The sequence below is a fragment of the Pseudonocardia hispaniensis genome, assembly GCF_042658695.1.
In the GTDB taxonomy this organism is placed as follows: domain Bacteria; phylum Actinomycetota; class Actinomycetes; order Mycobacteriales; family Pseudonocardiaceae; genus Pseudonocardia; species Pseudonocardia hispaniensis.
Map to the genome: position 1 here is coordinate 211,659 of NZ_JBHSQW010000035.1, position 15,700 is coordinate 227,358.

General features: G+C 71.6%; 15 protein-coding genes. 10 read left to right on the forward strand and 5 right to left on the reverse strand.

Going from position 1 to position 15,700, the window contains the following annotated elements; translation table 11 throughout:
- Positions 1 to 182: 182 nt before the first annotated feature.
- From ACFQE5_RS18020 to ACFQE5_RS18055, 8 genes are all read left to right on the forward strand, one after another.
- Positions 183 to 677 (forward strand): NUDIX domain-containing protein, encoded by a 495-nt coding sequence (locus tag ACFQE5_RS18020; protein ID WP_379586581.1) that lies wholly within the window; start codon positions 183 to 185, stop codon positions 675 to 677.
- Positions 674 to 3,073, forward strand: a complete 2,400-nt coding sequence (locus tag ACFQE5_RS18025) for a DUF6049 family protein (RefSeq protein WP_379586582.1) — start codon at positions 674 to 676, stop codon at positions 3,071 to 3,073. The genes ACFQE5_RS18020 and ACFQE5_RS18025 overlap by 4 nt, the downstream gene beginning before the upstream one ends.
- A 132-nt stretch (positions 3,074 to 3,205) precedes the next feature.
- On the forward strand, positions 3,206 to 4,864 hold the full coding sequence (locus ACFQE5_RS18030; RefSeq protein WP_379586583.1) for a protein kinase family protein: 1,659 nt from the start codon (positions 3,206 to 3,208) through the stop codon (positions 4,862 to 4,864).
- A gap of 58 nt (positions 4,865 to 4,922) precedes the next feature.
- A complete protein-coding gene (sigM, locus tag ACFQE5_RS18035; RefSeq protein ID WP_379586584.1) occupies positions 4,923 to 5,474 on the forward strand; it encodes an RNA polymerase sigma factor SigM in 552 nt (183 codons plus the stop codon).
- Positions 5,471 to 6,118, forward strand: coding sequence for a hypothetical protein (locus ACFQE5_RS18040; RefSeq protein WP_379586585.1), 648 nt, complete (start codon positions 5,471 to 5,473; stop codon positions 6,116 to 6,118). Before sigM ends, ACFQE5_RS18040 begins: the two co-directional genes overlap by 4 nt.
- Positions 6,119 to 6,246: 128 nt before the next feature.
- Complete coding sequence (gene trxB, locus ACFQE5_RS18045; protein ID WP_379586587.1) at positions 6,247 to 7,251, forward strand: thioredoxin-disulfide reductase; 1,005 nt, start codon at positions 6,247 to 6,249, stop codon at positions 7,249 to 7,251.
- Positions 7,151 to 7,624 (forward strand): thioredoxin, encoded by a 474-nt coding sequence (trxA, locus tag ACFQE5_RS18050; protein ID WP_379586589.1) that lies wholly within the window; start codon positions 7,151 to 7,153, stop codon positions 7,622 to 7,624. Before trxB ends, trxA begins: the two co-directional genes overlap by 101 nt.
- A gap of 191 nt (positions 7,625 to 7,815) precedes the next feature.
- Entirely contained in the window at positions 7,816 to 8,979 is a 1,164-nt protein-coding gene (locus ACFQE5_RS18055; RefSeq protein WP_379586590.1) for an N-acetylmuramoyl-L-alanine amidase, read from the forward strand.
- A gap of 50 nt (positions 8,980 to 9,029) precedes the next feature.
- On the opposite strand, the gene ACFQE5_RS18060 is transcribed toward ACFQE5_RS18055, so the two are convergent.
- Positions 9,030 to 9,674: a GNAT family N-acetyltransferase gene (locus tag ACFQE5_RS18060; RefSeq protein ID WP_379586592.1), complete on the reverse strand. Its 645-nt coding sequence runs from the start codon at positions 9,672 to 9,674 to the stop codon at positions 9,030 to 9,032.
- A gap of 284 nt (positions 9,675 to 9,958) precedes the next feature.
- Here ACFQE5_RS18060 and ACFQE5_RS18065 point away from each other — a divergent pair, with 284 nt between their 5' ends.
- Entirely contained in the window at positions 9,959 to 11,245 is a 1,287-nt protein-coding gene (locus ACFQE5_RS18065) for an aminotransferase-like domain-containing protein (RefSeq protein ID WP_379586863.1), read from the forward strand.
- Positions 11,246 to 11,455: 210 nt separating this feature from the next.
- Positions 11,456 to 12,418: a D-alanine--D-alanine ligase family protein gene (locus ACFQE5_RS18070; RefSeq protein WP_379586593.1), complete on the forward strand. Its 963-nt coding sequence runs from the start codon at positions 11,456 to 11,458 to the stop codon at positions 12,416 to 12,418.
- Here the strand turns inward: ACFQE5_RS18070 and ACFQE5_RS18075 are convergent.
- Genes ACFQE5_RS18075 through ACFQE5_RS18090 form a run of 4 tightly spaced genes read right to left on the reverse strand, consistent with a single transcriptional unit; the run spans position 12,411 to position 15,664 of the window.
- A complete protein-coding gene (locus tag ACFQE5_RS18075) occupies positions 12,411 to 13,451 on the reverse strand; it encodes a ParB/RepB/Spo0J family partition protein (RefSeq protein ID WP_379586595.1) in 1,041 nt (346 codons plus the stop codon). The two genes, ACFQE5_RS18070 and ACFQE5_RS18075, sit on opposite strands and share 8 nt — an antisense overlap.
- Before the next feature lie 2 nt (positions 13,452 to 13,453).
- Complete coding sequence (locus ACFQE5_RS18080; RefSeq protein ID WP_379586597.1) at positions 13,454 to 14,368, reverse strand: ParA family protein; 915 nt, start codon at positions 14,366 to 14,368, stop codon at positions 13,454 to 13,456.
- Positions 14,369 to 14,409: 41 nt separating this feature from the next.
- Complete coding sequence (gene rsmG, locus ACFQE5_RS18085; RefSeq protein WP_379586865.1) at positions 14,410 to 15,102, reverse strand: 16S rRNA (guanine(527)-N(7))-methyltransferase RsmG; 693 nt, start codon at positions 15,100 to 15,102, stop codon at positions 14,410 to 14,412.
- Positions 15,103 to 15,148: 46 nt separating this feature from the next.
- Positions 15,149 to 15,664 carry a Jag family protein gene (locus tag ACFQE5_RS18090; RefSeq protein ID WP_379586867.1) on the reverse strand — a complete coding sequence of 172 codons (516 nt, stop codon included), beginning with the start codon at positions 15,662 to 15,664 and terminating at the stop codon, positions 15,149 to 15,151.
- Between the last annotated feature and the right edge of the window lie 36 nt (positions 15,665 to 15,700).

Genomic DNA, 15,700 nt, shown 5'->3' on the forward strand with positions numbered 1-15,700 from the left:
TCCGCATCCGGAACGGCATGCGGTTGTCCGGACACGGCGGCCGAGTTGCCGGGAATCAGCAGCGAGGAAGACACGGCGGGCGAGTGTATGCGGGCCGGTCACCGCATCGCGCTGCAGATCCGGGTCACCGCCGAGACGGCGCGTCCCGCGGGGTGGGCGCCCATCCTCGTTACCATCGCAATATGTCCACCTCACGCGGCCGCTCGGGAGGGCGCCGCGCGGGGCGTCCGAACAATCGTCGCCGTCGGCTGCGCACCGTCGCCGAGACGTCCGCCGGGGGTCTCGTCGTCGACCACCACCGCGGCATGGCGGCCGTGATCGGCCGTCTCGACCGCCGCGGCCGGCTGCTCTGGTCCCTGCCGAAGGGCCATATCGAGGCCGGTGAGACGGCCGAGGAGGCCGCGGTGCGCGAGGTCGAGGAGGAGACGGGCATCATCGGTCGAGTGGTCGCACCGCTGGGCACCATCGACTTCTGGTTCGTCGCCGAGGATCGCCGTGTGCACAAGACCGTGCACCACTTCCTGCTGCGCGCGCTCGGCGGCGAACTGTCCGACTCCGATGTCGAGGTATCCGAGGTGGCCTGGGTGCCGCTGGAGGAACTGGAGTCCATGCTGGCCTACGCCGACGAACGCCGGCTGATCCGGCGGGCGACCGAACTGCTGGAGGAGACCGCGTGAAGCTGGTCGCGGCCCTGGCCGCGATCGTGTTGCTGCTCGCCGGGCCGCTGACCGGCTCGGCTCTCGCCGCGACGCCCGCGAGCGGCGCTCCGGCCGAGGCCCCGGTCACCGGTTCACCGCTCGTGCTCACCCTCGAGCAGGTGACCCCGAGGCTGGTCACCGCCGAGGGTCCCGCGACGATCACCGTGACCGGAACGCTCACCAACACCGGGCCGGTCGCCGTCGACGAGCTCGAGATCCGGCTGCAGCGCGGCGACGCGTTGCGCACCGAGGGCCAGATCCGAACCGCGATCGAGGACAGCGCGGGCACCGACGCGGTCATCCCGCAGTTCGCCGACCTGCCGGGGGTGCTGGAGCCGCAGCAGCGCATCCCCGTCCGGTTCAGCGTGCCGCTGCGCGGCGGCCCCGGCGTCGGGCTCGCCCTGTCCCAACCCGGCATCTATGAGCTGCTCGTCAACGTCAACGGTGTGCCCGACGGGAACGTACGGGCCCGGCTCGCCGCGGTCCGCATGCTGCTTCCGGTGCTGTCGCTGCCGCCGGATCCGGGCGTCGGCACGTCCCCGCTGGAGGGCTCCTCGGCCCGGAGCCCGGGCATACCGTTCACGATGCTCTATCCGATCGCCGACGCCCCGCGGCGGCTTCCGGGTGTGCCCGGGGAGGTCACGACCCTCACCGATGACGACCTCGCCGACTCCTTTGCTCCCGGCGGGCGGCTGAACGGCCTCGTCTCGGCGCTCGCCCAGCGCGCCCCCGTCGGATCGCGGGTACGCGAGTCCATCTGCCTCGCAATCGATCCCGACCTCGTGCTGACGGCCGCGGCGATGCGCAACGGCTACCAGGTCCGTGGCCCCGACGGCACTCTCGGCCCGGGCCGAGGAGCGGGTGCGGCGGGCAGCTGGCTCGACGCGCTCGTCGCGACCGCGCGCGGCGGGTGCGTGCTCGCGCTGCCGGTGGCCGATGCCGACCTCGTCGCGCTCACCCGCGGTGATCTCGGAGAACTCGCCGCGCGGGCCGTCACCGACGGTCGCGAGCTGGTCGCCACGGCACTTCGCACTCCCGTTCTCGACGGAACACTCTGGCCCGCCGACGGGCTGCTCGACGAATCGACTCTGGCGGCGGTCGGCACCACCAGCACCGCCGCCACCCGAGCGTTCGTGCTCTCTGCCGAGGGAATCGAGCAGGGCCGGGCCCCCGCGACGTCCGGGGTGGTCCGCATCGCCGTCGCCCAGCCCGGTGTGACCGCCGTGCTCACCGATCCGCTGCTGACCCGGGCCGCCGTCGGCCGCACCGGGATTGGCTCACCCCAGATCGTCAGCAACTCGATGCCCACGCCCAGCACGGCGGCCGGGATGTCGACCCCCATGTCGACCCAGGACGTCATCGGCGCACTGCTCTTCCGGGCCCAGGAGGGCTCGAAGCCGGGGTCGAGCGGCCCGCTCGTCCTCGCCCCACCACACCAGTGGGCTGCCGACGGGACCGGTGCCGACGCGCTGCTGTCGGCCGTCAGCCGGATGCTGGACGAGGGGCTGCTGCAGCCGCGGTCGCTTGCGGCCGTGGTGACCGCGGGCCCGCCGGCGGACTCGCGTTCGCGGCGGCTGTTCTATCCGGTCAGTGCGGGCGCCCGCGAGATTCCGCCCGCCCTCATCGACCGGGTCCGCACCACCGGTGACGAGATCAATCGGCTACGTGGTGCCGCACAGAGCGAACCGGGGGTCGGGGCCAGCCCGGCCGACGTCTTCGACCCGATGCTGCGGGCCACCCTGCGGGCGACGTCGGCGGCCTGGCGGGGGCGCCCCGATCTCGCCGGCCGCAGCGAGGCCATGATCTCCGACCGGATCCGCGAGCTGCGGTCCTCGGTGCGGGTGCTCGAGCCACCGGGCCCGTACTCGCTCGGCACCAACGAGGCGCCGCTGCTGCTCACCGTGGCCAACGGTCTTCCGGTGGCGATGACGGTCCTGGTCGAGCTGCACAGCACCGCCGGGCTGAAGGTGGCCCCGATCCCGCAGCAACGGGTCCCGCCGCTGGGCCGGATCCAGGTCCGGGTCAACGCCGAGGTCACTCGCTCCGGGCAGTTCGCGGTCGACGCGACGGTACGCACCCCCGATGGCGGCTCGCTCGGCCCGCCGACGCGACTGCAGGTCCGCTCCACGGCATACGGCACGATCACCGTCTGGCTCACCGCGATCGCCGGCGTGCTGCTGGTCGTGCTCGTCCTCCGGCGGATGCTGCGCCGATTCCGTGGGGAGCGGAGTAGGCCGGCACCCGACCATCCCCGCCCCGGGCCCGCGGATCCGCATGCCGGCGCGCCGAACCCGAGAGCCGCCGCCTCCCATCCGTCGCACCGCAACAGACCCGGGCCGACGACACCGCGCCGGGTTCCGACACAGCGTCCCTGACCTGCCCTGACGAGATTCCGCTTACCTCGATCGAGCGGATGTCGTCGTATATCGCTTCGCTGCCGTAACCTGGCTCCTGGGGTGTCGGTACCGGGCGGGATCGTGCTGCTCGGAGGGGGGAGGTCAGCGCTGGTGAGCGGGCAGACGGAGCAGCGGCCCGCAATCGCGCGGAGCATGGTGACAGCCACGGTGGTGCCGGAGCAGAACCGGATCACGGACGAACCAGACCATCGCCCACCGCATCCGGAGCCGAACCGTTCCGGTCCCGGGACGATGCTGGCGGGCCGCTACCGGCTACACGTCCGCGTCGGCGCGCAGCCGCGGGCGGGTGTCGAGTTCTGGCAGGCCGAGGACATCGTGCTGCAGCGAGACGTCGCCGTGACCGTACTGCGCAGGCTCGCCGGCGACCCGCAGTCCGACGATCCGGACGGCACCGCCCGCGCGGGGGAGATGATCGTCCGCGCGCTGCGCGCAGGGTGTTTCGAGCACCCGGGATGCGCCCGGCTCCTCGATGTGCTGGCCCCCGGAACGGGGGGCATGCCGCCGGACGTCCTCGGCGCCGCGGTCGCCGAATGGGTACCGGGCCAGAGCCTGGCCGAGTTCGTCTCCGGCGGTCTGATCAAGCCGGTCAAGGCGGCCCGGATCCTCGAGCCGCTGGCCTCCGCCGCAGAAGCAGCCCACCAGCGGGGGCTGACCCTCGGCTGCGACGACCCCCAGCGAATCCGGATCACGCCCGACGGGCGCGCCCAGCTCTGTTTTCTGCTGACCCGTCCCGATGTGAGCCTCGCCGAGGACGTGCGCGGCCTCGGCGGACTGCTCTACGCGCTGCTCACCTCGAGATGGCCGCTGTCGGTCGCCGACGCCGCTCGCGCCGGGCTGGCCACGGCCGACCACGCCGCCGACGGGAACGGACCGGTCGCTCCGTCGGCGTTGCGGCCCGGGGTGCCGGTCGAGCTCGACGCTCTGGCCAGCGGAACCCTCGGCTCGTCCGACAGCCCGGTGACACGCGTGCACACCGCGGCGGCGGTGCACCGGACGCTCGCCGAGGTCTGTGCCGAAGCCGATCGCAACGCCCTGTTCCCCCCGGCGCACGACGGCGTCCCACCCGAGCCGGAGGACGTCTGGCAGGACGGCGGGCGCCGCAGGCAGGCCACCGACCCGGGACGCCGCCGCAAGCTCGCGATCGGGCTGGCCCTGCTCGGTGCCGGCATGCTCGTCGTTCTCGGATACCTGGGCGTCCAGCTCGGAGCGATGTTCGGCGACTCCTCGGGGCCGCGTATCGTGGTCGGCAGCCCGGTACCACCATCTGATGCCGCCACCACACAACCCACGCCGGCCGACGACTCGACGCGGTCGGTAGCGGCCGCCGGCGTCGAGGTCTTCGATCCCACCGGGGATCCCGACAACGCCGGGCGTATTTCCCGCGTGATCGACGGCAACCTCTCGACGAGCTGGCGCACCTATGCGTACCGGCAGCAGTTCCCGGCGCTCAAGCCGGGCGTGGGGATCATGGTCTCGTTCGCGTCGGCGGTGCAGCTGTCGAGCCTGTCGATCGATTCCCCGAGCGCGGGCAGCGTCGTGCAGATCCGCTCGGCGCCCGCCGCCGAGGCCCCGTTCAACGAGACCGTGCCGATCACCGAGGTGACCCTCGGGTCGGGGGCGACCCAGGTGTCGCTCGCGGACAGCCAGCCGGTGCAGCATCTGCTGATCTGGATCACCAAGCTCGGCGGTGGCGGGGAGGAGAACGCCACCGAGATCAACGAGCTCCGGTTCCAGCGGGTCGGGCACTGACCGGCGAGTTCTCCGAAACGCCCACGGGACACGAACGGGCCGACCTACGCTCCGCCTCGTGTCCGCCCCGCCTCGCTCCGACCACGAGCTGATCGCGGCCCACCGGGACGGGGATCGGCGGGCCTTCGACGAGCTCGTTCGCCGGCACGGCGACCGGATGTGGGCGGTGGCGATCCGGACCCTGCGGCAGTCCGACGACGCCGCCGACGCTGTGCAGGAGGCGCTGGTGTCGGCCTACCGCCGGATCGACGGCTTCCGCGGGGACGCGGCAGTCGCGACCTGGCTGCACCGCATCCTGGTCAACATCTGCATCGACCGGCTCCGCCGCGAACGCGTCCGCCACACCGTTCCCTGGCCGGAGCGGGACGTGCCCGACCGCCGCGGCGACCCGGTCGGTGAGGTCGCGACCCGGATCGATGTGGACGAGGCCCTGGCGCTGCTTTCGGTCGACCAGCGGCTGGCGATCGAGCTCGTCGACGTGCAGGGGTGGTCGGTGGCCGATGCCGCCACGATCCTGCAGGTCGCGCCGGGCACGGTGAAGAGCCGCTGCGCACGTGGCAGGCTCCGGCTGGCCCGGCTGCTCGGCCATCTGCGGGAGGGGGAGCGGTGAGCGGATCACTCGACCCGTTCCGGCTCGCCAGGCTCGACGCCGGGCTGGGGGACCCGCGGGAGGCCGCCGTCGAACGCGCCCGCGCCGCCACCGACCCCGCCGCCGGCGCCGTGCTCGACGCTCTCGCCGCCACCCGCGCGGAGCTCGCCGCGCTGCCGTGCCCGGCGCTGCCGCCCGCGGTCCATGCTCGGATCAGCGACGCGTTGGACGCCGTGGACACCGCCCGTGTCACCCGCCGCAGGCGGCCCGCCGCCCGTCGCAGGCTGCGCGCGGCCGCCGCGACGCTGGTCGGTCTCGCTGCGGCGTCCATCGCCGTTGCGCTTGCCGGGCCCGCACGCGTTTCCACCCCCGTGCTCGCGCTGCACGCGGACGAACTGGCGGCGGCGGCCCCGGTGTCCCTCGGCGCCACCGACCTCGGTCCACTCGCCGACGCAGACCGGCGCGCGGAGTGTCTGGGCGCGGCCGGCGTGCTGGGGCCGCATGAGCCGGTCCTGGGCGGACGGCCGGTGCTGCTCGACGGACGGCCGGGGACCCTGCTGGTGCTCCCGACCGGCACGCTCGGGAGCTTCCGGGTGGTGGTCGTCGACCGCGACTGTGGGCCCGCGGGGGGAACGCTCCTTGCCGAGCACACCGTCCCCCGGTGACTGCTGTCACGACGGCGGCGCCCGAGCGGCCGGGCGCGGAATGGCCGCTCCTAGGATCGCGTTGTGCCGACCGAGTGGCAGACCTGCCCGAAATGCTGCCGGAACACGGCGAGGAAGGAAGGCCATCGGTGACCACCGCCGAGAAGGTTCACGAGCTGATCATCATCGGATCTGGTCCGGCTGGATACACCGCCGCGATCTATGCCGCGCGAGCGCAGCTGGCCCCGCTGGTGTTCGAGGGCTCACAGTTCGGTGGTGCGCTGATGACCACGACCGAGGTGGAGAACTACCCCGGTTTCACCGACGGGATCATGGGCCCCGAGCTGATGGAGCAGATGCGCGGCCAGGCCAAACGCTTCGGGGCTGATCTGCGCCCCGAGGACGTCGAGGCCGTGAACCTGACCGGGGAGATCAAGGAGGTCACGGCGGGCGGGATCACCTACCGTTCCCGGGCCGTCATCCTCGCGATGGGCGCCGCCGCCCGATACCTCGGTGTTCCGGGCGAGCAGGCCCTGCTCGGGCACGGCGTGAGCTCGTGCGCGACCTGTGACGGGTTCTTCTTCCGCGACCAGGACATCGCCGTCGTCGGCGGGGGTGACTCCGCGATGGAGGAGGCCACCTTCCTCACCCGGTTCGCCCGGTCCGTGACGATCGTCCACCGCCGTGACGAGTTCCGCGCCTCGAAGATCATGCTCGAGCGGGCGAAGAGCGATCCGAAGATCCGCTGGCGGACCAACGCCGAGGTCGTCGAGGTCATCGGTGATGGCAGCGTCACCCAGCTCCGGCTGCGGGACACCACGTCCGGCGTGACGTCCACCCTCGATGTGACCGGCATGTTCGTGGCGATCGGTCACGACCCACGCAGCGAGCTCGTGCGCGGCGTGCTGGAAACCGACGAGGCCGGCTACGTCACGGTGGCCACGCCGAGCACCAAGACCCGGATCCCGGGCGTGTTCGCCTGTGGCGACCTCGTCGACCGCACCTACCGGCAGGCCGTGACCGCGGCAGGCTCGGGCTGCAGTGCCGCGATCGATGCCGAACGCTGGCTCGCCGAGGCGCCGGTCCCGGCCGAACTCGCCGGCGGCGGCTACGGCTCCGCGCCGGTTGAGGCCGCCGTCGCCACCCAGCGCTGATCATCGATATCGGCATGACCATCTTCGCGAAAGGAAGGTACTGATGGGCAACAACACCGTGGACGTCACCGACGCCTCGTTCGAGGCCGACGTCTTGAAGAGCGAGAAGACCGTGCTGGTCGACTTCTGGGCGGCCTGGTGCGGTCCGTGCCGGATGGTTGCCCCGGTCCTCGACGAGATCGCCGGCGAGCACGCCGACTCCCTCACGATCGCCAAGCTCGATATCGACGCCAACCCGGCCACCGCCCGCGACTATCAGGTGATGTCCATCCCAACGATGATCGTGTTCAAGGACGGCAAGCCCGTGAAGCAGATCGTCGGCGCAAAGCCGAAGGCCGCACTGCTTTCGGATCTGGCCGACTACCTGGGCTGATTCGCCCGTAGCGGACGCCTCGCCGCGTGTCCCGGCTGCGCAAAGTGGCCGGGACACGCGTGTTTCGGCGACCGTTGTCTCCCCCGGATGGGTCGGCAAGGCACAATGGGGCCGGCGGCCTGTGGTCATACCGAGGCCAGGCACGCAGGGAAGCGCCGCTCGCGCGGCACGACAAATCGAGCGAGGGGTGCATGCAGCTGCTCCGCCGCGGGGACAGCGGTCCGGCAGTCGCCGAGATCCGAACGATGCTGACGGGGTATGGCTTGTTGCCCGACGTGCCAGGCGGCCGCTACCACGGCGCCGCGCAGTTCGACCGGGATGTCGAGCACGCCGTCCGCGCATTCCAGCAGCGTCGCGGACTCATCACCGACGGGATCGTGGGTCCGGACACCTACCGCGCCCTGCGCGAGGCGCGCTGGAACCTCGGCGATCGCATGCTCGCCCTGATGATCTCCGCGCCGATCAGCGGCGACGATGTTTTCGCGCTGCAGGAACGTCTCCTCGAGCTCGGCTACGACGTCGGCCGACCCGGCGGCGTGTTCGACGAGCAGACCGAGACCGGGTTGCGCGCGTTTCAGCGGGACTACGGGCTCACCCCCGACGGGGTCTGCGGGCCGCAGACGTTGCGGGCGCTGCGACAGTTGGGCCGCAAGGTCACCGGCGGCCGTCCCGGCCTGCTGCGCGAACAGGAGCTGCTGCGCCGGGCAGGTCCTCGGCTGCGGGGCAAACGCATCGTCATCGACCCGGGACACGGCGGCCTCGACACCGGTGTTTCGGTGGCCGGGGTCACCGAGGCCGACCTGATGTGGGACCTCGCCCGCCGGCTCGTCGGGCGGATGTCGGCCACTGGGATGGAGGCACTGCTGTCCCGGCAGGAGCACTCCTGCCCACCCGAGAACGACCGGGCCGCGTTCGCCAACGCCGCGGGCGCCGACCTGGTGCTGTCGCTGCACACCGACGCGAACCGCAGCATGCAGGCCCAAGGTCTCGCGACCTTTCATTTCGGCAACGGCTCCGGAGCGACGTCGACGGTGGGGGAGGCGTTGGCCGAGCTGATCCAGCGGGAGCTGCTCATCCGCACGTCGCTGCTCGACTGTCGCACCCAGCCACGGACCTGGGAGCTGCTGCGGTTGACCCGGATGCCTGCCGTGCGGGTCGAGGTCGGGTACCTGACCAATCTCGGCGATCGCCGCAAGCTTCTCGATCCCGCGTTCCGCGACGTGGTGGCCGAGGGGATCCTCGTCGGCGTCAAGCGGCTCTACCTGCTCGGCCAGAACGACCAGCCGACCGGCACATTCACCTTCTCCGACGTCCTGGCTCGCGAACTGGGCCGCAACGAGGCCAGAGCGATGTAGGAACCCCGCCGGGCGCTACGGCCGGAGTGCTGGGCTCCACCCGTACCGGGTCACGGGGCCGGGACGCTCGACTCCGCGGGAGCGCTCGCCTGCATCGGGATCGTCACGCTGCCGAAGATTTGTTCGAGCGCGGCCTCGACGTCTTCCTTCCACGTCAGTGCCGCGCGCAGTTCCATCCGCAGCCGCGGCCATCGCGGATGCGGCCGAATGGTCTTGAACCCGATGCGGCGCAAGAACTTCGCCGGGATGACGCAACCGGGCTCGGTCCCGGGTCGGGCGTCGCCGAAGACCTCGATCGCCTTGACCCCCCGCCGGGTCAGGTCCTTCACGACCGCCTGGGCGAGCGTTCGGCCCAGGCCTTCGCCGGCGAACTCCGGGCGGACCTGCATGGTGGTCAGCAGCACCGCATCGGCGCTGACCGGGCCGGTCGGCATCTCGGCGGCGCGGGGGACCGCTGTGGGCGGGGCGTACATCACGTAGCCGGCGGGCTGGCCCCGAACATAGACGACCTTGCCGCAGGAGCCCCATTCGAGCAGCACCCCGGAGACCCAGGCCTCCTTCTCCAGGTCGGTGGACCCGAAATCGACGGCCTGTACGCCGAGCTGTTCGGACAGCTCCCAGAAGACGCAGGTGCGGCAGCGCTTGGGCAGGTCGTCCAGATTGTCCAGCGTGATGCCCGCGACGTGCCAGGACAAGACCAACCTCCGGCGGCTGAGCGGGTTGCCTATGGACTCGAACTGCCGCCACCCTAAGCGCCGGCACCCGAGCTTAGATCGATCCAGGACCGATCCGACACCCTTGATGCTGCGATCGGTCTCTCAGCCTCGACGAAGGGCGGGATCGTCCCCCCTCCTGGTTACACTCAGCCGGTCCGGATGTCATCTTCTCGCCAGCCCGGGAGGCGCTACCCGTGCCCGTACCGACCCCCGCATCGCCCGGTCCGCAGCCGCCCGTCCCGTCTTCGGGGGCAGCGGCGACGATCGCACCGACCGAGCGGTTCGCGGCGCGGACGACGGGCATGACGGCCTCGGAGATCAGAGCGTTGTTCGCGGTGGCCAGCAGGCCCGAGGTGGTCTCGCTCGCCGGCGGCATGCCGAACCTGGCCGCGCTGCCGCTCGAGGCGCTGGCCGGAGAGGTCGCCGACCTCGTCCGGCGCGAGGGTCAGGTGGCGCTGCAGTACGGGTCGGCCCAGGGTGTTCCCGCGCTGCGCGAGCAGATCTGCGAGGTCATGCGGCAGGAGGGGATCAACGCCGACCCGGGTGACGTCGTCGTCACCGTCGGGTCGCAGATGGCCCTCGATCTCGTCACCCGCATCTTCTGCGACCCCGGCGACGTCGTGCTGGCCGAGGGTCCCTCGTATGTGGGTGCACTCGGTAGCTTCGCCGCCTACCAGGCGCGCGTCGTACATGTCGCGATGGACGAGCACGGGCTGATCCCCGACCTGCTGCACGACGCCGTGCGGACGCTCGCGGCGCAGGGGATCACCCCCAAGTTCCTCTACACGATCCCGACCTTCCACAACCCGGCCGGGGTGACGCTGACCGTCGAGCGCCGCACCGAGGTCCTGGAGATCTGCGCGCGGTACGGAATCGTCGTCGTTGAGGACAACCCCTATGGGCTGCTTGGCTTCTCCGGGCGAACCTACCCGGCGCTGCGCTCCTTCGAGCCCGAGGTGATCTACCTCGGTTCGTTCTCCAAGACCTTTTCGTCCGGGTTGCGGGTCGGCTGGGCGCTCGTCCCTCCCGCGGTGCGCGACCGGCTGGTGCTGGCCGCGGAGTCGGCCACGCTGTGTCCGCCGAGCTTCAACCAGATGCTGGTGTCGCGGTATCTGCAGGGGCACGACTGGCGTAGCCAGGTCAAGACCTTCACCGAGGCGTACCGCGACCGGCGCGATGCGATGCTCTCCGCGCTGGCCACCTACCTGCCCGAGGGCTGCGAGTGGAACGTGCCGGACGGCGGGTTCTACGTGTGGCTGACCGTCCCCGAGGGCGTCGACACGAAGGCGATGCTCCCGCGTGCCGTCACCGCCCGGGTCGCCTACGCCTCCGGCACCGGCTTCTACGCGGACGGACTCGGCAGCCGGCAGTTGCGGCTGTCCTACTGCTATCCGACGCCGGAGCGCATCACCGAGGGAGTCCGCCGGCTGGCCGGCGTGTTGGAGGCCGAGCTCGACGTGATGCGTACGTTCGGCTCGCCGGCACGGATCTCGACGGCCCGCAACGCGGCGAGCGGCGGCCCTCAGTCGCCGTCCCCCGATACCGCCTGACCATGACACCGGGCCGGCGCCCGGCCGGTTTCACGTGAAACGCCGAGCCGGACGCAGGCCCCGGGCATCGGCCACAACCACCCACCCGAGGCCGCCGCGGTTTCACGTGAAACGCCCCGCGGTCCTGCGGCGTCGTCCGCTGGCGGAGAATTCGCCGTGAGCACGCCCGATACGGCTGCCGCGGTGGCCGTCGACCAGCGAGGAGCAATCGTGAACGACCGGACCGTCGCGGTCTTGACCGGCGGACTGTCCCACGAGCGAGAGGTGTCCCTGCGTTCCGGACGAAGGCTGGCGGCCGCGCTCCGCGCGACCGGGATCGATGTCCACGAGTGGGATGCCGATTCGAATCTGATCGAGCGACTCCGGTTCGACCGGCCGGACGCCGTCGTCATCGCCCTGCACGGGGGCGAGGGGGAGAACGGCTCGATCCAGGCAGTCCTCGAACTGCTCGGCATTCCGTTCGTGGGGACCCCGGCTCCCGCGTGCCGACGGGCCTGGGACAAGCCGACGGCGAAGGCCGAACTCGCGAGGGCCGGCCTCGACACGCCGGACTGGGTTGCATTGCCCCACGCGACCTTTCGCGAACTGGGTGCACGCGCGGTGCTCGACGCGATGGTCGAGCGGCTCGGCCTGCCGTTGATGCTCAAGCCCGACCAAGGCGGCTCAGCTCTCGGCGCCCAGGTCGTCACGGATGCGGAGGAGCTTCCCGCGGCGATGGTCAGCTGTCTCGCCTATGCGGACACCGTGCTGGCCGAGCGCTTCGTGGACGGGATCGAGGTCGCCGTGTCCGTGGTCCACGACGGCGGTGCCGAGCCGCGTGCATTGCCGCCGGTCGAGGTCGACGTGCAGAGCGGCTTCTACGACTACACCGCCCGGTACACGCCCGGGGCGACGAAGTTCCACTGCCCGGCCCGGCTCGATCGGGCGGTCCTCGACCGCCTCGAGGAGAACGCGCTCGCCGCCCACCGACTGCTCGGTCTGCGTGATCTCTCCCGGATGGACGGCGTGGTCGACGCCGATGGCCGCATCCAGATCCTCGAGGTGAATGTCTCGCCGGGGCTCACCGACACCTCGTTGTTGCCCACCGCGGTCGCGGCGGCCGGGATGGATCTCGGCGAGTTGTTCGCCGCGCTCGTGGAACGCGCCATCGAGCGCGGCGGCCGTTTCACGTGAAACGCGCCCGGTCGGCGTCGCGCTGAGCATCCTCGGAGCTCATCATCCCGGCGATGCGCTCCAGGTCCTCCACCGAACCGAACTCCACAACGATCCGGCCCTTGCGCTGGCCCAACTCCACTCGGACCCGGGTGTCGAACCGATCTGACAGCCGCTCTGCGAGCCGCTCCACCCCGGGCGCGTGCATCGGCTTGCGCCGGCTGGCCCGTGCCGGGGTCGGCGCCTCCCGCCGGGCCAACAGCACCGCCTCCTCGGTGGCGCGCACGGACATTCCCTCGGCCACGATCCGCGCGGCCAACTCCTCCTGCTTGCCCGGATCGTCGAGCCCGAGGAGAGCCCGCGCGTGTCCGGCCGTCAGGACGCCGGCCGCGACCCGTCGCTGCACCGGCAACGGCAGCTTCAGCAACCTGATCATGTTGCTGACCACCGGTCTGCTGCGGCCGATCCGATCGGCCAGCTCGGTGTGCGTCACGCCGAACTCGGCCAGCAACTGCTCGTACGCCGCTGCCTCCTCCAGCGGGTTGAGCTGGACGCGGTGGATGTTCTCCAGGAGCGCGTTGCGCAGCATCGCGTCGTCGCCGGTGTGCCGGACGATGGCCGGGATTCGCTTCAGTCCCGCGCGTTGGGCCGCCCGCCACCGGCGCTCGCCCATGACGAGCTGATAGCTGCCGCGCTCACGCTCCCGCACCACGATCGGTTGCAGCAGCCCGAACTCGCGGATCGAATGCTCCAGCTCGGCGAGCGACTCCTCGTCGAACGTCGTGCGCGGCTGCTGCGGATTCGGTTCGATCGCGCCGATCTCGACCTCGCGATACACCGCCCCGGCGACCGATCCGCCGACCTCGACCGCGGCGGTCGCCCATTCGGCCACCCCGGCAGGGGAGCGACCCACGGATCCGGCGCCATCCGCGGCCGATCCGGCGGGAACCGACCCGGCGGCCGCTCGGCTGCCGAGCGCGGGCCTCGTCGCCGGCGGACCCGTGGGGATGAGCGCCGCGAGCCCGCGACCAAGTCCACCTTTGCGCTCGGCCACGCCTACCGCCCGTTCCGCTGCGGGCCGTCCGCCGGTACCGGCCTGTCCATCCGCGCGCCCTGCAACGCAATCTCGCGCGCCGCGTCGACGTAGCTCATCGCCCCGCGGGAGCCCGGGTCGTACGAGAGAATCGTCTGGCCGTAGCCCGGTGCCTCCGACACCTTGACACTGCGTGGGATCACCGTGCGCAGGACCGTGCCGCCGAAGTGCTGCCGGACCTCGGAGGTCACCTGGTCGGCCAGCTTGGTCCGGCCGTCGTACATGGTGAGCAGGATCGTCGAGACGTGCAGCTGGGTGTTCAGGTGCGAGCGGACCAGGTCGATGTTGCTGAGCAGCTGCCCCAGCCCCTCCAACGCGTAGTACTCGCACTGAATGGGGATCAGCACCTCCTCGGCCGCCACCAGGGCATTGACCGTGAGCAGTCCCAGCGACGGGGGGCAGTCGATGAGGACGTAGTCCACGCCCAGCTCGTCGAGCACCTCCGGCGCGAGTGCCTGGCGGAGCCGCTGCTCGCGGGCGACCAGGCTGACGAGCTCGATCTCCGCGCCCGCGAGGTCGATCGTCGCCGGGACGCACAGGAGATTCGGCGAGGCCGTGCTCGGGGCCACGGCGTCGCGCAGGCCGATCTCACCGAGTAGCGCCTCGTAGATGGACGGCGTGCCCACGCGATGTTCGACGCCGAGCGCGGTGCTGGCGTTGCCCTGTGGATCCAGGTCGAGCACGAGGACGCGGACACCGTGCATCGCCAGCGCCGCGGCCAGGTTCACCGTCGTCGTGGTCTTACCGACGCCGCCCTTCTGGTTCGCAACGGTCATCACGCGACGGTGGGCGGGCCGGGGCATGGCATGGCGGTCGGGATGCAGGACCCGCGCCGCCCGCGCGGCCTCCTCGGCGATCGGCGTCCAGTTCAGATCCACGGCAGGTCCGCCCGGTGTTCCACGTGAAACATCGGCCTCGGTCACGATCGACGTTCCTTCCTCCGGCTCGTCCGAGCGCGGGGTCCACCGTGGCGGCTCGGCAGCCGCTCGACCAGCACGACGGTGGTCGTGGGCTCGATCAGGCCGGCCCCACACTGCACGATGCGCGGCTCGCTCCCGCCCGACTTCCGGACCCCGACCGTGTCCCGGTCCACCTCATCCGCCACGGACGCCCCTTTGATCGCCGCCAGGGTGCCCCCCGTGCGCAACAACGGCAGCGCCCACCCGGCGAGGCGGGCCAGTGGCGCGACGGCTCGGGCGGTCACCACGTCAGCGCCCTCCCATCGCCTGCGCACCGAGGTCTCCTCGGCGCGGCCCCGCACGACCTGGATCGACAGATCCAGGTCGGCGATGACCTCGTCGAGCCAGTCGACCCGTCGAGCGAGCGGCTCGATGAGAACGACGTGCAGATCCGGCCGGGCCAGGGCCAACGGTATCCCGGGTAACCCCGCCCCCGAACCCAGATCGACCACACGGGCGCCCGCCGGGACGACCTCTGCGACGACCGCGCAGTTGAGCAGGTGCCGGTCCCATAACCGGGCCGTCTCCCGCGGGCCGATCACCCCGCGTTCAACCCCGCTCGTCGCCAGGTGAACGGCATAGCGCACCGCCGCCGGCAGCCGCTCGCCGAACACGTCGGCGGCGGCCGCCGGCGGCTGTTTCACGTGGAACAGGTCCTCGGTGGCGGGCCCGTCGGCGAGACCCGCCGTACGCTCCGGCTCATCCACTGCGGAAGATCACGACCTGCCGCCGCGGCTCCTCGCCCTCGCTCTCGCTGGAAACCCCCTTCACCCTGGCGACCGCGTCGTGCACGACCTTGCGCTCGAACGGCGTCATCGGACGCAGCCGAGCCGACTGACCGGTCTCCAGCACATCCTTGGCCGTCCGATGGCCGAGTTCGGTGAGCTCGTCGCGGCGGCCCTGCCGCCATCCGGCGATGTCGAGCATCAGCCGGCTGCGGTTGCCGGACGCCTGCTGCACCGCGAGCCGGGTGAGTTCCTGCAGTGCCTCCAGGACGTTCCCCCGGTCGCCGACGAGCTTGTCCAGATCGTCCCCGCCGTCGATGCTCACCACGGCGCGTCCGGCCTCGACGTCGAGGTCGATGTCTCCGTCGTAGTCGAGCAGGTCGAGCAACCGCTCCAGGTAGTCCCCGGCGATGTCACCCTCACGGATCAGCTGCTCCTCCAGCGACGGTGATGGGGTCTCACCGGCCTCCACCGGCCCATCCGCTGCAATCTTGGGCACAGTACGTCTCCTCTCTGAAGCTGCGAT